This is a genomic window from Bradyrhizobium sp. Ash2021 (assembly GCF_031202265.1).
Classification (GTDB): Bacteria; Pseudomonadota; Alphaproteobacteria; order Rhizobiales; family Xanthobacteraceae; genus Bradyrhizobium.
This window is the reverse complement of record NZ_CP100604.1, coordinates 2612838-2636709: the sequence shown is the minus strand read 5'-3', so window position 1 is coordinate 2636709 and position 23872 is coordinate 2612838. Positions and strand designations below refer to the sequence as shown.

General features: G+C 63.3%; 16 protein-coding genes and 1 pseudogene. 7 read left to right on the top strand and 10 right to left on the bottom strand.

The genetic code is table 11. From position 1 onward, the window contains the following. The first annotated feature begins 64 nt into the window (after positions 1–64). The 4 genes from NL528_RS12755 to NL528_RS12740 all read left to right on the top strand — a co-directional run bounded on the left by NL528_RS12755 (position 65) and on the right by NL528_RS12740 (position 4813). On the top strand, positions 65–1786 hold the full coding sequence (locus NL528_RS12755; RefSeq protein ID WP_309183010.1) for a tannase/feruloyl esterase family alpha/beta hydrolase: 1722 nt from the start codon (positions 65–67) through the stop codon (positions 1784–1786). Positions 1787–2052: 266 nt separating this feature from the next. Then, positions 2053–2811, top strand: a complete 759-nt coding sequence (locus NL528_RS12750; protein WP_309183009.1) for an SDR family oxidoreductase — start codon at positions 2053–2055, stop codon at positions 2809–2811. 30 nt (positions 2812–2841) lie between these two features. Further along, the gene (locus NL528_RS12745) at positions 2842–4098 is read left to right on the top strand and encodes an FAD-dependent oxidoreductase (protein ID WP_309183008.1); all 1257 of its coding nucleotides are present in this window, start codon (positions 2842–2844) and stop codon (positions 4096–4098) included. Between the two features lie 46 nt (positions 4099–4144). Next, positions 4145–4813 carry an amino acid ABC transporter permease gene (locus NL528_RS12740; RefSeq protein ID WP_309183007.1) on the top strand — a complete coding sequence of 223 codons (669 nt, stop codon included), beginning with the start codon at positions 4145–4147 and terminating at the stop codon, positions 4811–4813. A gap of 26 nt (positions 4814–4839) precedes the next feature. On the opposite strand, the gene NL528_RS12735 is transcribed toward NL528_RS12740, so the two are convergent. Then, complete coding sequence (locus NL528_RS12735; protein ID WP_309183006.1) at positions 4840–5277, bottom strand: GNAT family N-acetyltransferase; 438 nt, start codon at positions 5275–5277, stop codon at positions 4840–4842. 55 nt (positions 5278–5332) lie between these two features. Beyond that, entirely contained in the window at positions 5333–6208 is an 876-nt protein-coding gene (locus NL528_RS12730; protein WP_309183005.1) for a transporter substrate-binding domain-containing protein, read from the bottom strand. 289 nt (positions 6209–6497) lie between these two features. On the opposite strand from NL528_RS12730, the gene NL528_RS12725 reads away from it, so the two are divergent. Then, on the top strand, positions 6498–7913 hold the full coding sequence (locus NL528_RS12725) for a hypothetical protein (protein WP_309183004.1): 1416 nt from the start codon (positions 6498–6500) through the stop codon (positions 7911–7913). 56 nt (positions 7914–7969) lie between these two features. On the opposite strand, the gene NL528_RS12720 is transcribed toward NL528_RS12725, so the two are convergent. Then, positions 7970–9433: a DUF5107 domain-containing protein gene (locus NL528_RS12720; protein WP_309183003.1), complete on the bottom strand. Its 1464-nt coding sequence runs from the start codon at positions 9431–9433 to the stop codon at positions 7970–7972. 213 nt (positions 9434–9646) lie between these two features. Further along, positions 9647–10489 (bottom strand): GNAT family N-acetyltransferase, encoded by an 843-nt coding sequence (locus NL528_RS12715; protein ID WP_309183002.1) that lies wholly within the window; start codon positions 10487–10489, stop codon positions 9647–9649. Positions 10490–10639: 150 nt separating this feature from the next. Between NL528_RS12715 and NL528_RS12710 the strand changes: the two genes are divergently transcribed. Next, on the top strand, positions 10640–12238 hold the full coding sequence (locus NL528_RS12710; RefSeq protein ID WP_309183001.1) for an FAD-binding oxidoreductase: 1599 nt from the start codon (positions 10640–10642) through the stop codon (positions 12236–12238). Positions 12239–12331: 93 nt separating this feature from the next. Here the strand turns inward: NL528_RS12710 and NL528_RS12705 are convergent, their stop codons facing one another. The 3 genes and pseudogenes from NL528_RS12705 to NL528_RS12695 form a co-directional block, all read right to left on the bottom strand. Next, positions 12332–14476 (bottom strand): carboxypeptidase regulatory-like domain-containing protein, encoded by a 2145-nt coding sequence (locus NL528_RS12705; protein WP_309183000.1) that lies wholly within the window; start codon positions 14474–14476, stop codon positions 12332–12334. A 166-nt stretch (positions 14477–14642) separates the two neighbouring features. Then, positions 14643–16265, bottom strand: coding sequence for an FAD-dependent monooxygenase (locus NL528_RS12700; protein ID WP_309182999.1), 1623 nt, complete (start codon positions 16263–16265; stop codon positions 14643–14645). An 82-nt stretch (positions 16266–16347) separates the two neighbouring features. After that, positions 16348–17568, bottom strand: a pseudogene (locus NL528_RS12695) (MFS transporter); the annotation flags it as partial. A 322-nt stretch (positions 17569–17890) separates the two neighbouring features. Between NL528_RS12695 and NL528_RS12690 the strand changes: the two are divergent. After that, on the top strand, positions 17891–18802 hold the full coding sequence (locus NL528_RS12690) for a LysR family transcriptional regulator (RefSeq protein WP_309182998.1): 912 nt from the start codon (positions 17891–17893) through the stop codon (positions 18800–18802). 158 nt (positions 18803–18960) lie between these two features. Here NL528_RS12690 and NL528_RS12685 read toward each other — a convergent pair whose 3' ends face one another. The 3 genes from NL528_RS12685 to NL528_RS12675 form a co-directional block, all read right to left on the bottom strand. Then, a complete protein-coding gene (locus tag NL528_RS12685) occupies positions 18961–20811 on the bottom strand; it encodes an alkaline phosphatase family protein (RefSeq protein WP_309182997.1) in 1851 nt (616 codons plus the stop codon). Positions 20812–21008: 197 nt separating this feature from the next. Further along, the gene (locus NL528_RS12680) at positions 21009–21416 is read right to left on the bottom strand and encodes a hypothetical protein (RefSeq protein ID WP_309182996.1); all 408 of its coding nucleotides are present in this window, start codon (positions 21414–21416) and stop codon (positions 21009–21011) included. 128 nt (positions 21417–21544) lie between these two features. Then, positions 21545–23746 carry a hypothetical protein gene (locus tag NL528_RS12675; protein WP_309182995.1) on the bottom strand — a complete coding sequence of 734 codons (2202 nt, stop codon included), beginning with the start codon at positions 23744–23746 and terminating at the stop codon, positions 21545–21547. Positions 23747–23872: the final 126 nt, after the last annotated feature.

Genomic DNA, 23872 nt, shown 5'->3' with positions numbered 1-23872 from the left:
TTGCGACGTCGATCCGGTATCCTGCCGGTCCCACAAAACGACAACAATCGGGGAGGACAGAATAATGCTTCATCGACCCTTTCTCATCGGCGCGGCTATGGCCGTGTTTGCCGGTGTAGCGATTGCCAGCTCGCCAGCGATGGCGTCGCCGTGCACCAATCTCCAATCCTTGCAACTGCAGCACACCACGATCAATTCGGCAGCCGACAACACCACCGGGGTGTTCGTCCCCCCCGGCTCGGCGCCGATCACCGGCCTTCCGCCCTTCTGCCGGGTCACTGCGACCCTTACTCCCAGTTCGGATTCCGCCATCAAGATCGAGGTCTGGCTGCCCGAAAGCGGGTGGAACGGCAGATTCCTCGGCACCGGTGGCGGCGGATTCCAGGGCGTGATCACCTACAACGAGCTCGCCAGTGGCATCCAGGCCGGCTTTGCTTCGACCAACAGCGATCTCGGCACCGGGACTTCGGGATGCAGCCCGCTGTTCTGCGGTTCAGACGGCAACATGGGAAATCCGCTGGCGACTGCGTTCGGCGATCCGGCGGCGCCGTCGACGGGGTTGTTCGGACATCCCGAGCGGATCAAGGATTTCGGCTACCGCGCGATCCACGGGATGACCGTGCGGGGCAAGGAGATCGCCAACGCGTTCTACGGGCAAAAGGCGCAAAAGGCCTATTTCGCCGGATGCTCCACCGGTGGCCAGAACGCGCTGATGGAAGCGCAGCGCTTCCCGAACGATTATGACGGCATCCTGGCGGGGGCGCCGGCGTTCAACCGCACGCACCTGCACATGGCAGGGCTTTTCGGGTGGCAGGACGCCCACGCGAGCCCGGGCCGGCTGATCCAGCGCGGCCAGATGACGCTGATCAACCAGGCCGTGCTCAAGCAGTGCGTCGGCCGCGACGGCGGCGCCAGCACCGACCAGTTCCTGACCGATCCGCGCGACTGTCATTTCGATCCCAAGGTGCTGCAGTGCACCGGCGGTCAGGTGCCTCCCGCGTGCCTGACGCCCGACCAGGTCACGACCATGCAGAAATACTACGGCGGCGCGATCGACCCGGTGAACGGGCAGGTCATCAATCCGGGCCCCGCACGCGGCACCGAGACCGACAATGTGTTCGCGCTCGGCCTGGCGTTCCAGGAGCAACTTCCCGAGCCGGCCTTCGACGGCCTGTTCTATTGGGTGTTCGGCCCGAGCTTCGGTTATCCGGCGAGCGCGGTCAATTTCGCGAATTTTGACTTCCACCACGCCGTCGACACCGTCGATGACCAGCTTGCCGCGGTGCTGAACGCCAACAGCACCGATCTCGGCGAGTTCCGGGAGCATGGCGGCAAGCTCCTGATGTATCACGGCTGGGCCGACCCCCTGATCCCGTCGCAGAGCAGCATCAACTACTTCAACGCGCTGGTGGGGAACGACAGCCATGGAGTCCAGCAGGCCAGCTTCGGGGCTGGCAACCCGGCGCTGCAGCGGACCCAGAGCTACGCCCGGCTGTTCATGGCGCCCGGGCTCTACCACTGTTCCGGCGGCCCTGGCCCCAACGCGTTCGACGCGCTCACACCGCTCGTCACCTGGGTCGAGACCGGCACCGCGCCGGAAACCATCATCGCCACCAAGTTCGTCGCCGATACGCCGCCCGCGGTTGAGATGACCCGGCCGCTCTGCGTCTACCCCAAGGTCGCAAAGTACAACGGCAGCGGCAGCACCAGCATCGCGGCGAACTTTACCTGCGTTGCTGACGAGAACGACTTCAACCAGACGCCGGCGCCCAAATACGGGCCGTGAGGCGTGCGACGCCGGCGGGCCGCGTGCTCGCCGGCGCCTTGCCTTTACTTCGGCGACGCCGTTCGACGGCCAGCGACCGGATGGTCATCGCCATTCAAAAAACCAGGCACCAGATCGTCCAACGAACGCGCGCGACCTCCACGATCCGGGATGGCCGGAATTGACATCCCTCGTTGCGACGGCGCGCGGCGCCGCCTGCGATTCTTGGCATTCGCAATTGCGCCACCTATAGTTTTCCCGATCAGAGCATCGGGAACGGGGGTCCATTGCGCGTTTCAATCATCACCGGCGGCGGCTCCGGCATCGGAGCCGCGGTCGCGCGCCGGTTGGCCGCGAGCGATCAGTGCTTGATGTTGCATGGACAAGGGGCCGACGCGGCAGGGCTCGAACGATTGACAGCGGTCGCCGCGGACTGCCGGCGTGCCGGCGCCAAAGTCGAATTCTGTACCGGCGACCTCGCAAGCGAAGGCACCGCATCCCGGATCGTTCACGCGGCGCGCACCGCGTTCGGCGCCGTCGATGCGATCGTCCACGCCGCGGGCTTTGCCGACCGGCGCGGTTTCGCGCAGTTGCCGCGCGCGGGACTGGAGCGGGCATTCGCGGTCATGGCGTCGGCGTTTCACGAATTGACGGCCACAGCATTGCCGGACCTGACGCGGGGATCGCAGGGACGCGTCGTCGCCATCAGCAGTTTTGCCGCACATCGATTTACGCCCGATTCGACCTATCCGGCTTCCGGGGCGGCCAAAGCCGCCCTCGAGGTGCTGGTCCGCTGTCTCGCGATTGAACTCGCTCCCTCGGGCGCAACCGCCAATGTCGTCGCACCCGGCTATACGCGCAAGGATGCCGGGTTGTTCGGGGCGCTGGACGCGCAGGCCTGGCAATCGGCCGCCACGGCCAATCCGCAGCGAAGATTGGCCGCCCCCGACGAAGTGGCAGCAACGGTCGCGTTTCTGTTGTCGCCGGAGGCTGGACATGTGACGGGAGCCCTGTTGCCGGTCGATGGCGGCCTGACGCTTATGTAAATCTCTTCCGGTTTCCTTGAGGGTGGATCGATGGCGAACAATTTCACGGGCAGGCAAGCGGATGTCGTCGTACTCGGCGCCGGCATCGTCGGCGTGTCCGCAGCCTATGCCGCGCGGCAGCGCGGCCTGTCGGTTATCCTGGTCGACCGGCGCGAGCCGGGCAGCGAAACCTCCTATGGCAATGCCGGCATTCTCTCCAGCGGGTCGATATCGCCGCTCAACAATCCGTCGCTGTGGAGCGCGCTGCCGAAATATTTGACCAACCGGCACGCGGCGCTGCGCTGGAATCCGGGCTGGTCGATCCGGAACGCGGATTGGGTGATCCGGTTTCTGGCCAATGCGACAGCGTCGCGTCTCCGGCCGCGGGCCACCGCGCTGCACGGATTGATCGGCGCATCGTTGAAACTGCACCGGGAATGGATCGTGAAGGCGGAAGCGGCGCAACGCATCCGCGAGACCGGCTGGCTGAAGGCATGGCGCAGCGACGCGGTCGGCGCGGCAAGACAAGAGCAGGCCCTTCTGACCGAATATGGCATCGAAAGCCGGCTGCTCGACCGGCAGGCGATTTCCGCGCTCGAGCCCAGCATCCTGCCGGTCTACAAAGTCGGCCTCCTGCACACGCAGACCGCCTCCGTCGACTCGCCAGGCGCCGTGGTCAAGGCCTATGCGCGGATGTTTACGGGCTCCGGTGGCGAGATCCGTCAGTCGGACATCAAGGCGATCGTGCCGGACGGCGAAGGCTGGCGCGTCGTGCTCGCCGACGGCGAAATTCGCGCGCGCGATGTCGTGGTGGCACTCGGACCCTGGTCGGCGGATCTGCTGCGCCCGCTCGGCTATCGCGTTCCGCTGGCCTATGAACGCGGCTACCATCGGGAGTTCAAGCCGAACCCGGCACGTTCATTGCAACGCCCGATCCATGATGCCGAAGGCAGTTTTCTGATGACGCCGATGGAGAACGGAATTCGCGTCACCTCAGGCGTCGAATTGACCGACCGCGATGCGCCCTCCTCGTTCGCCCAGCTCGATCAGGTGGTCCCGCTGGCGCGCGGCGTGGTCGAATTCGGCGAGGCGGTCGGCGATCCCTGGCGCGGGGCGCGGCCGACGCTGCCCGACAGCCTGCCTATGATCGGGCCGGCGCCACGGCATGCCGGCCTGTGGCTCGCTTTCGGCAACCAGCACATCGGCTTCACGACCGGACCGGCGACAGGGACTGCGATCGCCGCCATGATCGGCGGAACCGCGCCACCATTCGATGCCACGCCGTTTGCCCCGAGCCGCTACCTCTGATGCCGACGAACGGCAAACAAGCGGGTTGCAGTCAGCGGGGCCCGGCATGAACTACGTTTGGGATTTTGCGATCCTCGGCAAATACAGCCATCTGTTCTGGCTCGGGCTCGGCTGGACCATTACCTATACGATCGGCACCATCGTTCTCGGGACGTTGATTGGCCTGATCGTCGGCATCCTTCGGCTGCGGCGCTGGCCTGTGATCGATTGGCTGCTGCTCGCCTATATCGAACTGTTCCGCTGCACGCCGCTGCTGGTTCAGATCATCTGGTTCTACTACGCGCTTCCGGTGGTGCTCGGGGTCAACATCCCGGCGCATGTCGCCGCCATCAGCGTGCTCTCGCTCTATGGCGGCGCCTTCTACGCCGAAATCGTCCGCGGCAGCATCGAGAGCATACACATCGGACAATGGGACGCGGCGCGGGCGCTGGGGTTGCGGGCACGGCACATCCTGAGGCTGGTGATCCTGCCGCAGGCAATGAAGCCGATGCTGGCGCCCTACGTCAACCAGTCGGTGACGCAGCTGAAGAACACGTCGCTGGTTTCAGTCATTGCCGTGCCTGACCTCGTCTACAACGCAACCCTGATCAACGCCGACACCTATCGGCCGCTGGAAGTGTATACGATCGTGGCCCTGATCTATTTTGCGATCCTGTTCCCCGCCACGCTTGTTGCACGGCGGCTCGAGCGGGGCCTGACCTACGACAAGGTGTGAGCGGCTCGAAGGCCGCGGCAGCGGCATTAAGTGGTGGGGTTCAGCCGCTTTTCCAGGAAGACACTGGTCGCGATGGCTTCCGGCCGCATCGCGGCGTAGTCGCTGAAGGCCGCGCAAGGCGCGAAGCCGGCCCGCGCATAGAACCGCAGCGCCGCCGCCTGCCGCTCTCCGGTTTCCAGGCGCAGGACGATACATCGGGCGGCGCGCGCCTCGGTTTCGATCCGCGTCAACAAGGCCTGCGCCACGCCGCGCCCGCGTGCCGTCTCGCGCACATACATGCGCTTCACTTCGGCGAAATCATCAAACAGGGCGATCCCGCCGCAGCCGACCGCGACGCCGTTCAACCGCGCCACGAAGAAGCGAATATGCGGCTGGAACAGCGCCGCCAACGCCAGCCCGTGCCGCTGCTCGGGAAGGTATTCCGCCGCAAGCACCTGATCGAGTTCGCCGATCAGTTCGCGCAAATCTGCGATGGCGGTTGCGACCGGTTCAATGTCGACTTCTGCGCCCAAAATCGCGTCAGATATTGAGTTCGACCGGCACGTCTTCCGGTTTCACGTTGCTCAGCGCCAGCCCATTGATGAACCATTCGCGCATCTGCCCGATGCCGCGGTTGTAGTCGACCCACACCGACAGGAAATCGCGCCAGCGCTTGTCCGGCTCGCGCCGGACCGCCATGCTGCTCGGTATCGCGACGGACGGGCTTTGCAATATCTTGTAGGTGCCGAGATTCGGGTTCTTGGCGATCGCGGTCAGGCCCAGCACCAGCGCATTCACCACGCAATCGACCCGGCCCGACGACATTTCGAGCATGACCTCGTCGCGCGACTTCAGCGACTTGATGGTCGCATTGGGCGCGAAACGGCGCGCCACCGCCTCGTTGGCGGAGCCGACGTCGACCGCAATATTGACCTCGGGCTTGTTGATGTCGGCCCAGGTTTTGGCGTCCAGCCCCCTCTTGAGCATGGCGCCGAACGGATGCGGAAATACAGTGGCGGTAAAATCCACCACCAACGCCCGCTGCGGGGTCGGATTGAGGGCAAAGCCGAGGTCGATCTTGTTCGACTGCAGATCGAGGATCGAATTTCCGTAGGTCGATTCGGTGTATTCAAGTTTGAGGTCGAGCAGCTTTGCGATGTCGTTGGCCATCTCTATCGAGAAGCCGGACCAGCTGCCGGTGGCGAGGTCCTTGTTGAAGTACGGCAATTCGCCCGGCAGCACCGCGATGCGCAGCACCTTGTTGGCGCGGATGCGATCGAGCGTGTTGTCCGCCGTTTGCGCCGATGCCGGGCTTGCAACGGCGGCGGCGAGCGCTGCGCCGCTGCCGATCGCAAGCGCGTAGCGCAGCGCCTCGCGGCGATCATCAGAAATCCTGCTGTCGTCCGATGTGGTCACGCGTGCCTCCTGCCCCAATTCGGCCGAGCCTAGCGCGCGTGTCCCGGGCCAGCAATAGCACGAGGGTTATCCCGGCCACCGGTCAGCTGCAGCAGGGTGCGGTCGAGGCTGACGTCGGACATCTGCCGTAAGTCCGCTTTGCGACCCGAAACTGACCCGAGCGCGCCCCACGGGGGTTGCCTTGCCATGGAGGCAAATCCATACTGCCAGAGATAGCTTGACCGAATTTTTCAACTCAACTGGGTTTTCTTGACCGTGGACGCATATGGAAAACTCAGCGAACGAAACCGTGATTGTCGTGCACGGCACCTGGGCGGCGCCGGACCCGGCTGAACGCAAATGGTACCAGCCCATCGACGAGCGGCCATGCCGCGAGCCGTTTATCGCCAGGCTTGACGCAGCATTGCAGGCGCGCGGCTCTTCCGCCCGGTGCTGGGCACATTGCGGCCCGGGAAATCCTGCCTTCCATTGGTCCGGTGAGAACAACTGGATCGATCGCACGCTGGCGGCAGCCGCGCTGGCGGATTATGTGGCGAAGCTCCGGGGTGAAGGCTGGCACTGTCACATCGTCGCGCATAGTCACGGCGGCAACGTTCTGGTCGAGGCGCTCCCGCATCTCGCGACGACGCTGGATTCCGAAAAGCCGCAGGGCAAGCTGGTAACACTGGGCACACCGTTCCTGGATACGATGTCGCCGATACTGCAGAGGGCCAAAACACGATTCAGACTTCTGCAGCTGGTCTCGTGGATCGGTTTTGCGTCACTCATCGCGTTTGCGTCATATGACGTTAGATCAAGCTGGAATGACCTTCGGTGGAACGAACTGAATTTCGACGAGATCCTGTTTGGACTTGCCGCGGTTTTTCTCCTTGCCATGATCTTCGGCCGCATGCGACGGCGCGGCCTCGACATTGCGAGCCAGACCAAACCGAAAGTGCTGGCCGTCGGCAGCCCCTACGACGAAGCCTGGCAAGTCCTTCATCATCTCGGCGGCATGAGCAACCCGATAGCGATCGACACGAATTTCTTCGTTTACCTGTTTTCGTCGGTGCGCTCGACTATTTCGCAAGGCAGGACCGTGGCCCGGATACACGGCGCACGGTCGTTTCGCGACCTGGGAGTCTTCGCCAAGCTGGCGCTGATTTCGATTTACCTGTTAAGCCTCGGTGCTGCTTTTATTGCTTTCCTGCTGCAAAGTTGGGTAACCGGCCTTTCAACGCCCTTTGCCCTGCTTCTGTTCCTGCTGGTATTGGCTTCCACTTCGTTCTTCGGAGAGACGTTCTTCTCGGCTTTCTGGTCGCCTTTTCGCTGGTGTCTCCGCCGGGGCGGGTCGCTGGCCAGCATCTTTCCCTCAATGGCGACTTACGGGGTGCGCGCTGCCGGTTGGCCGGTGCTGCTGAAGATGATCATGGGATTGGAAAGCTACCGGTTCAAAATCCCGGCAGTGGAGCAGCAGCCCGATTATGTCACTTACGAAAACATGCCAAGCGGAGCGGAGCTGCGTGCCCTCGACAAGCGCAACGCCTGGATTGCGGGACATCTTGGGGACATTTCCCAGACATTCTCGAAGCTCGCGGTCACCGCGGCCGACATGACGTCATTGCTGAAATCGGTTGAAAGGGACGAAACACTCGTCCATGCAGCCTACTACACCGACGAAGAATGCATCGCGCGGATCGCGGACTGGATTGCCAGGGAAGCATGATCTGCCGGTGCCAGTCGTGACGACCGCTTCCGGCAATTCGCGGACGTCGGCACGATCTATTTTATTTTCGCTTCGGCCGCGATCAGCTCATCGCCTTCCGCGGTCCTGATCGTCAGCTGCACCTGTCCGCCGCTGAGGCCCGCGGGAATCGCCGCGGAAATGCGATTTCCGTTTCTCGGGTCGGCGTTCACGGCGGCGTCGAACAATACCCGATCGCCCTGTTTCAATGTTACGCGCAGCGGCCTGGCCGGTTCGATGCTGAAGAACTGAAGATGCACGCTTGCCGCCTCGGCCGAGAGATTGATCAGGATATTCTCGTTCGCATGCGTCACATTGCTCATGCCGACGGTCGGGCTGTAGGTTTCCGGAACCGATACCCGGCCCAGTGCGGGAAACCTGGCACTGTGGAAAAACTGGTCCGACACCCCCGCCCACAATTCGACGTAAGGCCGCTGCGGGGTCGGGTCCTTGCGCGCATCGGTTTCGTTCGTGAACGACGGAAATCCCCACGTCCACATTTTCAGGCCCGGCGTGACCGCATTGTCCGCGATGCGGATGATCCCCTCTTCGTTGTCGTGGTTGATCACGCCCCAGAAATTCCCGCCCTGCATATCGGGCGCCGCGTAGGCGATGCCCAGCGTCGGCCAGTTCCTGAAGAAGCGCAGTTTTTCGAAACGGCTCTGGCCCGGACCCACGCTCTCATCGCCGTCGGCCAGATTGGCCGACCAGCGGGGTGTGCTATAGGCCTGGATCGGCGCGATGATTTCGGCGCCGCCGGTCGCTTTGGGATTTTTCGGATCCGATCCCGGCGCCAGCGTCGTGCAGGTCCAGTACTCATAGTCGATCGGCTTGTCCCACGGATTTTGCAGCACCACGCGCACGTCGAGCGCGACGCGATCGGCTTTCAGCGTGATGGTGCTGGTCGCTTCGATGCCCGTCGAGCCCGGCCTGAACTTCCTCGGCGCCGCGCTATAGGCGAAATCGTCCTTCAGCGACATCGACACCGTGACTTCGCCGGCACTTTCCTTCACCACCTTGAAATCCCACGGCTTCAGCCAGGTCTTGCCGTGCTCGGCATCCGGGAACGTGGGGAAAATGCCGCCATACACCATCAACCAGTCGTAATAAAACGTGCCGCCCTTCATGCCGTAGGGCACGCCGACTTGCGTGCGATAAAGCTGTTCGTGGCCGGTCGGCTTGTAAATGATGGAAACAATGCGCCCGCCGAATTCGGGCACCAGCGTCACCTTCAGATAGCGATTTTCGAGCACATAGGTCTTGAACGTATGATCGACAATGGTGTTGGCGTCGAGCGACCCGCTGACCAGACCGTTCTCCGCATCGGTGGCGTACTTGACGGTGCTCCAAATTATCGTCGACTCGCTGAGCGACACGCTGTCTGGTGCCGGCGGCGCCGCGTGCACGACGGCACGAAACGCGCACGTCACCGAAAGGACTGCCGCCAAAACCGCGGCAACCGCGAAGCGGACAGGGGTAAGCAAGGAAGCATGAATTGCCATTTGCGTCGCCTTCGGGTGAGCGGGGCGATCTTATCGCAAATATCAAATAGCTGGAGGATCTGGCGAAAATCCGGCCGTCACGATGCACGCGGAATGAAGCCGCCCGTGTCATCCCATGGCACTTGGCCGAGGTGGCCGGTTTGCCGAACGTCGGCTTTGAAGCCGCGATTCCCAATAGTGAGGTTGCGACGTCGCCATTGTTCGCGGTGAACACTACCCCAGCTCAAAGGTGGTGACGCCGAATACCCGCTCCAGCCGCAACGGCGGGATCGCGCCAGTATACATACGCGCAGTCTCGAACACCGGCACGAGCCCCAGGTCTTGCGCCAACGCGACCGCATCGCGGTTGATGCTGGGAACGTCGAGGAAGATCTCCCCGCCCCCGACGCTGGCCAGCAAAGCCGACAGGACCACCTCGGCGGTGGCGCGGTCGTCGGCTACCAGCGGGCCGATCTTGCAGCCCTTGCGGCATGGACGGATCACGCCCCAGCCGACAAGCCCGCCATCGCGCATAAGGGCGCAACCGACATGCCCGGGCGAGCCGATCCAGGCATGCAGGAACGCGGGGCGCGGAGCGGGAAACACCGTCGCGTCGTATGCCTCTATAGCCGTCAACGGGACTTCGGCCAGCGCCATGATGCCAGCCCGCGGTGCATCCGGGGCCGCGACGATGCCGCCGTAACGGACGTTGGCATAAGCGAGCTCGAACCCGGACTTTCTGTAGTTCTGCTGCTGCGCCACCACGCCATCGAGCCCGATCACGCGTGGCCCGGCGTGCGCAATGGCCGCATCCCATATGCGCAGTCCATAGCCACGCCCGCGCAAGTCCTCTCGCACGATGTAAAAGCCGAGGAAGGCAAAGCTTGTGCTGTAGTTGACGCAGGAGACGGTCGCGGCCGGTGCGCCGTCGAGCTCGCCGATCAAGAAGCCTTCCGGATCGACCGCGGCGAAGCAGGCATCGTCGGCGAGGCCGGGGTTCCAGCCTTCGGCTGCGGCCCAGTTCACCGCTATCGAGATTTCGTTCGGCCGCATCGTTCGGATGCTTAGATCGTTCATGGCGGGCGATCATACAAATGGACCATGAAAGCAAGATTACCGCCGGTGAGCCGTTGCCGGCAAACAATAGAACGCTCTGGCGCGGCGCCGTCGTTCAGAATATTTTCTTCGAACCAAGAAACGCTCGAAACCAAACACGAGGGAACGCTCATGACTGGCGCAAGGCTAAAACATTACGGCTGGGGGCGCGAAGGCGAAGGCATGAGCGCGGAGGAGCGAAAGTTTGTGCTCGGCCGCTACCGGGCGAAATTTGCAACTGACGAATTCGACACGATCGCAGTTCCGGGCCTTGACGATCTCTCCTTGCGGGAACCACGCGTGGCGCCGCCGGCCTCACTTGCCCCCTTTTGCACCACCGACCGCTACGATCGCGCCGCGCACACCTACGGCAAGTCCTGTCCGGATTACGTCAGGGCAATGCTTGGCGATTACAATTGTGCGCCCGACGCTGTGGCTTATCCGCGCAACGAGGCGGAGATTTCGGCGGTGATGGACTGGAGCGGCGCCGTCGGCGCTTCGCTGACGCCTTTTGGCGGCGGCTCGAGCGTCTGCGGCGGCGTGGAGCCGCGCGTTGACGGCATCAAGCACAAGGCAGCCGTCACGCTCGATCTGCGCAATCTCTCCAAAGTCGTCGAAGTGGACCCCGTGTCGCGCGCCGCATCGATCGAAGCCGGCACCTATGGTCCGTCCCTGGAAAACCAGCTTAGGCCGCATGGCTTCACGTTGCGGCACTTCCCGCAGAGTTTTGAATTTTCGACGCTTGGCGGCTGGATTGCGACGCGGTCGGGCGGCCATTTTGCCAGTCTTCATACGCATATCGACGATTTCGTCGAAAGTCTGCGCGTCGTGACTCCGGTTGGCGTGCTGGAGACGCGCCGACTTCCCGGATCGGGTGCCGGGCCTAGTCCCGACCGCCTGTTCATCGGCTCGGAAGGAATTTTGGGCGTGATTTCGCGCGCCTGGATGCGATTGCAGCCGCGTCCGAACTTCCGCGCCGGCGCATCGCTGCGTTTCCCCTCTTTCTTCGACGCCGCGCGCGCCGTGCGTGCCGTCGCGCAAGCTGGCCTCTATCCGTCAAATTGTCGCATCCTGGACCCGCAGGAGGCCTTCAACACCGGCGCGGCGGACGGCAGTGCGGCCATCATGGTGATCGCGTTCGAGTCGGGCGATCATCCGCTCGACACCTGGATGGCACGCGCGCTCGAGTGCTGCGCCGACCATCGCGGAACGCCGGAGCCCGCGAAGGCCAGCGACGCGCATCTGCAAGGCGCGGCGGGCATCTGGCGCAACGCGTTCATTCGCATGCCCTATGCGCGCGAATTTCTGACACCCGCGGGCCTCATCAACGATACGTTCGAGACCGCCATCACCTGGGATCAGTTCGAAAACCTTCACGATAAGGTCAAAGCGGCAACCGAGCGCGCCATTCTGGACGCGACTGGCGTGAAGGGTGAAGTCACCTGCCGCTTCACCCACGTCTACCCGGACGGGCCTGCACCTTATTTTTCCTTCCACGCGCTTGGTCGACACGGCGCGCTTCTCGAGCAGTGGCAGGCCATCAAGAATGCGGCGAGCGACGCGCTGATCGCGGCAGGCGGCACCATCACGCATCATCATGCCGTCGGTCGCGATCACAGACCCTGGTACGACCGACAGCGGCCGCAGCTTTTCGCCGCCGCACTAAGGGGAGCCAAGCGCGAATTGGATCCGCAAGGCATGCTCAACCCGGGCGTCCTCATTGATCCGTAAGCGTATCCTGCCAGATGCGGTCACTGGGTAGGTATGATTGAGCGAACGCATCGCAGCCATGGGCCGCGGGGCGTTCAAAGTTCTCCGCGAACCTCAGTTCGCCAGCGGATCGGGCCGAAACTGGATGTGCACGGCGCGCGGCCTTGAGCCCTTGCCGCCTTCCTTGAGCCAGGGCGTGCGGTCGCCGTTCGTGCTCCACAATCCGCGGCCTTTCCACCCGGCGTTGGGATCGTCGATACGTCCGTCAAGACCCTTGGCGTAGAAGCTGAGCGGATAGGGAATCCGGATCGTGATCATCTTGCCGTCCTTCAATGCCACGAAGCCGTCACCGAGATTGGCGGTGGACATCGGGATGTTCTCGCCAAGTCCGGACGTGTTGTGCTGATCGACCCAGGTGTAATAGCTCGACTCGGCGCTGTTCTCGCCGATGCCGTCGAAGCCAGGGCCGGGATATTGATAGATGGTCCAGCCCTCGGGACAATGATTGCCGGTGGCGGTCGGCCCGTTGAGCGGGCCCTTGCACTTGCGGCGATCGAAGCTGCCGAGGTGGCCGCTCGACAACGACGCCCAGACCACGCCGTTCTTGTCGATATCGCCGCCGCGGATTCCGAACGCCGGCGCCGGAACATAAAACACCTCCGACAGTCCGGTCGCCGGATCAAAGCGCAGGACCCCCGGCGGGCCGCCGAAGATGCCGACCGTGTACCAGATCGAGCCGTCGACCGGCGACGGCATCACCGCGTAAGGACCCGAACCCGGGACGATCCGCTTGTCCTTGGCTGGATCGAGCGGGACGTTGGGCTCGACATAATCGTCGCGCTTGCCGTTGCCGTTGGTGTCGAGCACGAACGGCGACCAGCCCTGCGATTTCGCCGCATCGCCGGTTTCGTCGAACATCTTGGTGTTGACCCAGCCGGCAACCGGGCCGGTGCCGCTGAGCCACAGCGTGTCATTGGCGTCGTAGCCGAACTGCAAATGATGGGTGGCAAAGCAGGTGTTGGTGAAACTGTACTTCATCGTTTTGGCATCGAGCATCGCCACCTGACGCGCCGACTTTTCCAGCGGGAACAGCTTGGCCGACGGGTGGTCGGAACCTTGTTTGCAGAACGCCGGGTTATCGATGCCGCGCACGGTGGCGGAGAGCCAGAGCCGGCCCCTCTCGTCGAACATGGCGTTGTGGTTGTTGGCTCGCGTATCCCAGAGTTTTTGCTCGCCCCAATAGGCCGACGGCTCCAGCGGCTTCACGCTGGCGGCATGCCCTGGACCCAACGATTCCGGCATTTCGGGGTCCGCGACCGGCATCTTGAAAAACGAAACTTTATTCGTCTTCGGATCGAGGATCGGCATGTTGTCGGTGGAATATTCCGGCGAGCCGTACAGCGGGCCATAGCCGTTGACCGTCGGATTGCGCCGGTCGGACGAAATCAGATCGTGCAGGTATTTGTCGGGTGTCGACCACTCCCATGAAGTGATCACGATGTTGCGTTCGACGCCTTGCGGACGTGGCGGCTTGGCCTTGGGTAGTTCGCCTTTGGCGATGCGATCGGTCCAGTCTCCGAGATATTTGAAGGGGACACCGCCGAAATTCCCGGCAAGTTGGTTGGTCATCTGCTCACCGGACTGCCCCGATTGGACGCGCCGCATCCAGGCTTCCGCACCGGAATCGAACTTGCCGAAAGCAGCCGGTATCGTGCGAGTGGCTTCCTGGCCGAGTTGATGGCACCCGATGCAGCCGATGTTCTTCACCTGCTTCAGCCAGTCAGTCTGCGTCAGCTTTTCGGGAATGTCGCTCTTGCCACCGAAATCGCCGACAGGTGGAATTTTCATCATCGCATACCAGTAGATCGCCGGATAATAATGCGCCGCCGCCGCTTCATCCGGCGCCGGCACCGCGGTGTGATTTACGAGCTGGCCCGCCTTTGCGGTGAGCTTGGCGGAATCCACCAGACCATAGCCGCGCACCCAGACGCTGTAATTCGCGGCCGGCAGATCGGGGATCAGGTAGCGGCCGGAATCGTCGGTGACGACGATGCGCGCGAACTTCGTCGGCAGCTCGGTGGTCTCGGCGATCACCCAGACCCCGGCTTCGGGGCCCGCCGCGCCGACAACAGTGCCGCCGATATCGGCGGCGCCGACCGTCACGGTCTGCTGCGCATAAACTGCGGTGGAGATTGCGCTTGGCAGCGCCATCAAGCCGGCACACATCGTCAACCGCGCAAGCGCTTTGGTCACGAACATAGTCGCCTCCCGGCATCGAACCGGCTCTTTGGCCGGTTTTTCATTGTCGCCATTTTAGCAAGAAGGTCGGCAGCATCCAATGGCTTGAATCAGCTCTTTACTGATGTCCGCGTTTTGCGCCGCCAATAGCGGACGTTCGGCCCAAGTCCGTCCTCGAAACCCGTCCTCACGCAATCGCGGGCATCCGGCCGAACAGACAATCGAGCGCTGTGCGCAACACCTCCCCCGGATTCGACGCGCCGGAACGGCTGCGCCACGCCACATGGCCGTCCGGTCGAACCAGCACCGCGCCATCGGCGTCGACGCCGTACGCATCATGCCAGTTGCCGTCTACGTCGACGAGATCGCGGTCTTTGCCGATAGTAAAAGCCATCAGTGGCGGCGATGATGTAGCGATCCCTTGCGCGGCCTGTCGCCATGCGCCGCCGTCGCGGCCGGCCAGCAGCACAAAATGCGGGCCGAACAGGTCGATGGTCGAGATTTTCTCGTTGCCGCGCATCAGCCAGACATGGGGTGCGCGGCTGCCGGGCCGCGCGGAAGGCGCGTAGTCGGTGACTGGATCGTCGACTGCGACCGCCGGCGTGCCGTCCGGCACCACCGCCATCGACTGGTAGCTGGCCCCGAAGATCAGCCCCTGCTCGTTCAAGAATTCCCGCCGCGGCAGCGCGTTGCTTTGCCGCACATTGCGGCCCATCGACAGGGCGTTGGCCAGCGCATTCTGGGTGATGATCCGTCCTAAAGGCTGGCGCTCGGCGTGATAGCTGTCGAGCAGCTTCTCGTCGGCCTTGCTGCGCAGCACGGCGGCGATCTTCCACGCCAGATTGTGCACATCCTGCACCCCGGTGTTGAGGCCAAAGCCGCCGGTCGGTGGCATCTCGTGGGCCGCGTCGCCGGCCAGGAAGACGTTCCCGACCCGATACTGGTCGGCAACGATGGCCGAGGCTTCCCACGGGCTGACGCCCAGCACCGACACGGCAAGGTCCGGCACGCCGACCGCCTTGCGGATCAGCTCCGCGCAAAACTCCGGCGTAAAATCCTTGGGCTGCCAGCCATATTGTTTGACGCTGTGAATCAGAAAACCCCAGCGATCCCGGCCGTTGATCGTGAGGAACGTGCCGCGCAGATCCTGCTGCTCGACGAAATAAAGCGCGGCAGGCCGGTGCTCGACCCATTGGGTGAGGTCGGCGTGGAACAGGATATTGACGCTGTCGTAGACTTTCTCCGTGCCGGTCATGTTCACGGCCAGCGCGCGGCGAACCCGGCTTTGCGCGCCTTCGGCCGCGATCAGGTAGCGCGCGGTGAACGGCGTCTCCGCGCCCGTGGTGCGATCGGTCAACAGGCCCGTGACGGCACCTGGCCTTTGGCTGAACGAGGTCAGCTCGGTATTGAAGCGCAGTGTTGCGGGCTCGGCTGCTTCCGCAAACCGGCGAATGACCGGCTCGAGGTCATCCTGGGCACACAGACAGTTTTTGACCGGCGTCGCCGCCATGTTCTTTTCGGTGGCGCGACCGGGCACGCGGCGCTCGATCTCCTTGCCGGCAAGGGTTTCGGTCCAGACGATCAACCCCAACCGCCCTTCCTGCAATCCTGCGTCCCTGACCGCGGTGTCGATGCCGCATTGCCGGAACACTTCCATGGTGCGGGCATTGATGCCGCGCGCCTTCGGCGTCAGCGCCGTGCTCGGGTGGCGTTCGACCAAAAGCGAGCGTACGCCGTGCCGGGAGAGCAGCAGCGAGGCGGTGAGGCCGACCGGACCGCCGCCGGAAATCAGAACGGGGATGTCGAGCATCTCTTCTCCTGTTGGCATTTGCGTCCGTGAATTGTCCGATCTCCATCGGCTTGCCATGGGGCTCCCGGCGATAGGCGAAGATCGCGATCAGCGCCGCGAATTCGCACGCCGCCAGGAACAGGAACGCCGGCGCGATCGCGTCCGCGGTTGCTTTCGGCGAGACCACGTCGTTGCTTCCGGCGATCAGCGCCAGGCAAACCGGTCCGAGAATCTTGCCGACCCCGTTGGCGGCCTGCGCCAGTCCAAACGCCCGGGCGCCGAGCGAGACCGGAAACACTTCGACCACATACGGCGACATGTTGGAGAACGAGCCGCTGTAGAAGGCCGCGCCGAAAATCACCAGCAGCGCGAATACCGACCAGCCCGCGATGAACTCGCGATAGAAGGCGAAAATCGCCAGCATGACCAGGACGGAGAGGAACGTTCCGACCAATGCGGCGCGGCGGCGCCCGATATAGAGCGGCAGCACCGAAAATAGCACGCGGCCGATAATCGAGGCGACGCTGGCATAGACGAAATAATGCGCGGCCTCGTGCGCGGTGATCTTCAGGAGCTGGGACAGGATGGTGGGTCCCCACAGAATCACGCCATAGGTGCCGGTCGAAATCCCGGTCCAGATCACGACGACCCACCAGAACCGCTGCTGGTCCTGGAACAGCTCCGACAACGACCCCGGCTTCCGGATCGGCGCAACCGCGTTCGGCAGCGTGATGCTGGCTTCGGCAACGCCGAGCAGCTTTGCAGCCTCGCGCCGCGCGTCGGCATTGCGGCCGCGCGACAGCAGCCAGCGCACCGACTCCGGCGCAATCAGCGCAAACAACAGCGAGGTTACGATCGGCATCGCCCCGGTGGCCGCGACGCCGCGCCAGCCGATCACCGGCAGCAGGCTCGCCGAAATCATCGCCGCGAACATGGTGCCGAGCGCGACCGGCGCCACCATCATGCTGGAAACGAAGGTGCGGTACCGGGTCGGCGTCATTTCGACGACCAGCGGATTCTGCGCGGTCACCGCCGCGATCGATCCGAAGCCCACGACGAAACGCAGGATCGAAAACAGTATCCAGGCGCCGTCCGGGATCAGCGCACATCCGGCGGCGCCCAGTGAAAAGATCAGGCCGCCGCCCCAGATCATCTTCTTGCGCCCGACCCTGTCGGCGAGCAGACCGCCGGCCAGCGAGCCTGCGATGGCGCCGACCCCGGACGACAGCAGCATCACCGCGCTCTGGCCGTAAGTGAGATGCCAGCCCGGCGCCAGCACAGAAACCAGGTAACCGACCAGGAAGAAATCGTAGAACTCGAACATCTCCTGCAGGACGAGGAGGGCGATGGTCAAATAATAGCGCGGCGTGAGGTTGGATTGCTCGATTCCGCTGATCCAGTCCTGCGCATCGGCTTTGGCGCGATCCTGAGCCGCCTGCCGGACTCCGCCCGAAATACTGCCCTGAACGGCGCCTTGAGCGTCGAGCGAAATTTCGGCCATTGCTCTCCCCGGACGCCCGACTGCCCGCCGTCATGTGCGGCGGTTTGGAGGTGCCGGGACCATCGGGGAATAGAATTAGCACCCGGCTCTGGATTGCGATAATGTTGAATTGTCATCAGATTGATCGCAAATCGGCATCATTAAAATGGACCTGCGCCAGTTCCGCTATTTCATTCAGGCCGCGCGGCGGGAGAATTTTCGCAAAGCCAGCGACGATCTTCGCGTCGCGCAGTCGGCGCTGACGCGGCAGATCCAGCATCTCGAGCGCGAACTGGGCTTTCTCCTGTTCGATCGCGTCCGGCGCGGCGTACGGCTGACCGCGGCGGGCCAGCGGCTATTGGAACGCTCGCAGCACATTCTGGGCGAAGTCGACCGACTGAAGGAGAGCCTGCAGATCGAGGCGCATGTGCCGAGCGGCCCGGCGTCGCTGGCGGCGCCGCCCTCGATCGGGCGGCTGCTGTTCAGCAAACTCGCGCTGACGTTTCTCAAATCCTACCCGAAAGTAACCCTCAGCCTGCTCGAAGGCTGGACATCGAACGTGCTCGGTCAGCTCCGGCGCGGCGAACTTAGCCTTGCGATCGTGACCGATCCGCCGCCCGACCCGCTGCTCGAATACACGCGCCTGTTCACCGAATCGCTCTATCTCGTCGGCCGCCCCGATGACCCCCGGCTGAAGAAACGGAGCCTCGACGTCGACAGTCTCGGCGGTCTCCCGCTGGTGATGATCAACAAGCATAACCGGCCGCGCCAGCTGATCGAGAACGCCGCGGTCAGGGAAGGCACAAAACTCGACATTCGGCTCGAACTGGAAAGCCCGGAAACCCTGAGGCAATTGCTGCTCGGCGGCAGGATCTATGGACTTCTGCCCTACTCCTCGATTTTCGGCGATGCCCAGGCCCGCCGGCTCGGCGCGGTGCCGATCCGGGGACAAGCGATGACGCGGTATCTCGCCAAGAGCCGCAACGAGGCCAATTCCGTCGCCCGCGAAACCCTGGAGAAATGCACGATGGCGGAGATGCGCGGGCTGGCAAAACGGATCGGCATTCGCGAGCAGTAGACGACAAACCACCTGCATGTTTCCGGCGAGGAGAAATCCCCCTCACCGGAAACAGCACGCTAGCCGTCCGCCTGCTCTCCGGGAACGCTTTCGAGGGAAAGTCAGATCCGGAGTGGACGTCGGTTGACGCGAAGCCGCCGCGTCAACCGACCAAGGTTTTAATGCTGATGATGATCGTGGTCGTCGCCTCCGGAGGCCGAGACCACGACACCGGTCTTTTCGTCGAGCAGCAGCTTGCGCGGGCCGCCTTCGTCGCGATCGTCGAAGTCGAACATGTTGTTGAGCGGTCCGGCGATGGCATCGAATGAGCCACCGTGCTGAATGCGTTCGCTGGACAGCCAGTTGTCCTCGATGAACCGCAGCACCGAGGTCTGGTCGGTCAGGGTGTGATCGACATGATTGCGTTTCGCAAAGGGCGACACCACCAATAGCGGCATCCGCGTTCCGTAACCGCAACGCCCCCATGCCGGCTTGCCGGAGTTGCCCAAGAGCGGCGTAGTCGAGGCGGGCTCGTCCTGTTGAAAACCGTTGCTGGTCTGGCAGACGCCGGGCCCATTGAGCGTATCCACCGCCGGGTTGAACGACGGATTGGCGATCGGCGGCATTTGATGGTCATACCAGCCGTCGCTGTCGTCATAGAGGATGACGACGGCGGTTTCCGACCATTCCGGGCTCTGCTGCAGGGCGTTGATGACCCGCACCAGGAAATGCTGCTCGTCGATCGGGTCCGAATATCCGGCATGCCCGTCTTCGAACGCCGCCGCCTTGAGGAAACTCACGGCCGGCAGCTTGTGCGCGTTCAGCGCGGTGAAGAAGTCGTTGATGTCATAGTTGTGGTTGGCGGGATCCGGCGTGTTGGTGTGCGGGATCAGGCTGTGGCCGATGGCCTCGACCGAACTCGGGCGGGCATGGGTCGGATTGCGGGTCGACGCGTAGTACTGGAACCAGGCGTGGTGCGGAATGTAATCGACCGACGTGAACGCGGGCGTGCCGGGCGCGGTCGGGTTGGTATGCCGTGAGCAGCCGGTGGTGCCGTCGGCGTTGACGACCGTGAGATCGAAACCGCCCATGAACGAACCCCAGGTGATGCCCTTGGCATTGAGGAGATCGCCGATGTTCTTGCCGGCCATGGTGACCTGGTCGATCGCCGGATTCGAGCAGACGTCCTGCAGCGGATCGCCGTCGCCGATCTCGGTGACGTTGTCGGGGGTTTTGGCCGCGTCGCCGAACGCCTCATGGGTGCCGTGCAGCAGCGTCTTGCCGGTGGGATCGGCGGGATCGAACACGTTCTTGGTGGCCGCGAAACCGTTGGTCTGGCCCGAGATCAGGTTGATCGCGCCGGGCGTCGAGGGACCGAACTGCGTGGTGTAGTTATTGTCGTTCAAGGCGAAATGCTGGGCGTAGTTCCACATCGCGGTGACGGTGTTGCCGTCGTAGTACCCCATCACCAGCGCCTTGCCGGTGCCGGTCGGCGTGCCTCCGGTTCCGACGAAGACCGGGAAGCCGTCCATGTGGCCATTGTCGTACGCGCTCTCCTCGGGGCCTTCGTTGTGGCCCTGATCCGAGGTCAGCGCCTGCGCGGGCGACAGCCGGAATGGATTCGATGCGTTGCTGCCGTTCTTGTTGGCCACGCCGCCGGTCAACGGGGGAACGGGATTAACCGGATTGGTGGCAACGCTGTTGGGGTTGTTGGTGAGAAGGTCGACGCCGGTCAACAGCTTGAAATCGTGGTTCACGTCGAGCGGGTTGACGAGATTGTTGACCTTTGGCGAGCGCGGCGTCGGCTTGAACGGCGTCTCGCCCGACAGATTGAGGGCGTTGGGATAGGTCCCGAAATAATGGTCGAACGAGACGTTCTCCTGGAAGATGACGACGACGTGCTTGATCGGTGTCGCGGTGGGAACACGATGGAAATCGTCGGAATCACGGCCGTGCCGATCGTCGGCGCTTGCGCCGGCGCACATCAGCGCCAGAGCGGAAACCAAGCCTAAGGTTGTTGGCAAACGCATCGGGATCGCCTCCTGAAGAATGAGTTGAATGGGGGATATTGATGATTGCGAGCGGCAACCAAGCGGTCGCCGGGGCGGAACTTTTCAGAGCTCGATCACAGCCAGAAGAAACATTTGTGACGCCTTGTTGAATAGGTCGCGATCCCGAGGATTCGCACAGGAAATGCCCAATATGTGGAATGCAAAACGCGAACCCTCTACCGGGCCAGTCCGCGTTCGTAGCGGTTGGCTTGCGCCGCGGTCATGACAGGTGCCGGCGATTTTTTGGCTATTGCGACAGCGGGCGCGATGGCGTTGGGCCCGTGCTGCCGCAGGATCAGGACATCGATATTTTGCGCCGCGATGTTTGCGGCAAAATCGTACCCGTCAAGGATACGTGCAGTAACACGCGGCAGGGGGCCATTAAAGGTGCCGGTCATGCGGGTGTCGAGCGCGTCGTTGCTGCGATATTGAAAGTGGAATTTCGCGCGCAGCGCGTCGAGCACCTCCCGAAGCGGCACATCGCGCGCGTCGATATGAACCGCTTCCGGTTGCCCTTCGACCAGCACTTCGCCAAACGCCTGGTTGGCGCTGCCGGCGAGAAGCGCAACCAGGATCATCGGCAAAGCACCACGCCGGCGTGGTGGCGTAAGTGAGCGTGACGGCCTGGAATTGCCGCTTCGATGAACGCGCATGAACCCGCCGGCAAGGCCGGCGGGTTCGCGCTGGTCGGCGGATGGATGCCACATGAAGATCAGTGATGCTCCCGGTCGTGATCATCATGGGCGAGGTCGGAAACCCGATCGATGATCGCGCGGGCGCGGTGCACCAGCTGTTGTTCCTGGCGCTCGTTGATGGGCTGATTGTCGAAAGCGGCCGCATCCAATATCGGCTTGATCTCGGCGGCGAGCGCGTCACGTTGAGCCGTGATGTCGTCCATCTTGCCGAGGAACGTTCCGTATGCGGCATCGTCGCTCAGGATCGAACGGTTGGCGAAGTGGAGGCTGTCAAGGCCGACCGAGCCGAGCGGCGCGTTGAGTTGCTTGTACACCTGCGCCAGTTCGAGGAAGTTCTCGCTCCGCCGCAGCGCGCGCGGCAGGGCGCGATCCTCGAGGAACTCGATCAGTACCCGGCCGTCATGCGTGTAGTCGTCCTTCAGGCCGGCCAGCGCGACCATGGTCGGGCGAAGGTCGGTGTGATCCGAAAACACATGGTCGTCGCGTCCGGAGCGATTGACGCCGGGTCCAACCATGCCCATCCAGGTGCGCGTAATTTCCGTCTGCACGTCGCCATGATTCCAGGCGAAGCCTGGGCTCTCGCTGACGCAGGCGGGTGCCTGCGAGCAGTCCTTGCCCTGCCCGGTCGATGCCGACGACGTCGTGTTGAAGTAGTCCGGATTGCCGAACATCGTGAAGCTCGGCGAGCGCGCCGGGTTCGACGTGATCATGTGCAGGAGGCCCATTTCGGCGCGGTCGGCCAGGAAGGCGTTGAGCTTCTCGACGCGGCCAGTGATCGGGTTGGTCACCTGCAGCGCATCGACATCGTGCTCCATGGTCCGCGTCAGCGCGTCGGTCGGCCCTGGATTGCCGTGGATGTAGAAGGTCGGGGCGTCGTCGAAGTGAATGTCGAACGGCGTCGTATTGCCACGCTGGGTCAAAAGCAGCCGGTCGAGGAAGGTGGTGACCTCGCCGATCTGGGCATAGGTGCAGGGCACGTGAATGCCATCACAATTGGCCGGGCTCGGCGCGCCGCCGGCGAAATGATCGTTTTCGTCCGCGGTCACGACGAACAGGGTGTTGTCCTTGGTGATGCCGTCGGCGGCAAGGCGTGCGAAGAACTTGCCGAAGGCGACGTCATAGGCTTTCAGCTGCGCGACATATTCCGCCTCACCAGCGCCGAAGGCGCGCGACGGACCCGGCAGGTTGGTCGCGGGGTCCAGCGGCACCGGGTTCCGATCGTGCCCGTCAGCCAAATAGACGTAGACGACCGGTATGCCGGCTTCGAGCATGGTCGCGGCATAACCAAGCGACTGCTTGGCCACCGGGCTGAAAATGTTGGGAAAGCCGGGACGGCCGTAGGCGTCGGCAATGACCGCGCCGTCGGTATCCCTGACGTTGCCGCTGCCGTCGCAACCGGCGGGCGCTGCCGCGCAAAGCGCCGGAGCCACATTCACGTTTCCGAACAACGCCTTGAAGCCGACATAGCCCTGCGGCTCGTCCGGCAGCGCATCGGCGCGGGCGTGGCTGTTGTTGCAGAGCTGGCTACCCTGCGCGCAATGCACGGCAATGCCGAGATAGTCGGTGTTCGGCGCCTGGCGCGCGGGCGCGTTGGCGGGCGTGCGCGGCAGCGCAAGTGCCGCCGAAACCGCCACGTCCTCGGGCGAGCCCGTCCCGAACACGGTACGGACGTCGGCCGGCAGGCTCTCGAATTCCATATTGGCGATCGAGAAGGCGCCGACGTCGCAGCCGGCACGGGTAAACGGCGCCCACGGCGCCGGAAAAGTCTTGCCGTTTTCATTGATCAGTTGCGGCTTGCCGTCGGCGCTGAGCGCGGTCCAGTAGAGAAACGAACTAGAAAAGCCGACCGAACCGTCGTTGCGGAAAAATCCATAGCTGTTGGCGACCGGCACACCCATGCGATCGCCATAGGCGCCGGTCAGCACGGTAAGAATGTCGGTGGCGGTGTGCGAAATCAGCGGCGTATGATGATTGCCGCTCACGACGCCGTTATTCTGCATGAAATTGAGCAGGTTGGGCATCTGCTCGAGGTCCGACGGCACGTTGGGATTGTCGCGCCGCAGATGCACGTTGTCGAACTGGATATGCACGACATGCTTGATGCGGTTGTCTGCGGATTGCAGCCCGCACGCGGCCTGCGCCCTCGCCGATCCTCCCACCTGCAGCCCTGCGCCGAGCAGCAACAGAATCGCGGTGCCGAAAATGCGTTTATGACGCATGGCCTTCTCCTGATTTTCAAATTGTTGCAAAAGCCGATAGTACGGCGCGGAAGCTAATGGCCGCTCATGACATTCGATTGACGTACATTTGACGGCGGGCCCATCGCATCCGGCGGAGGGCTACTC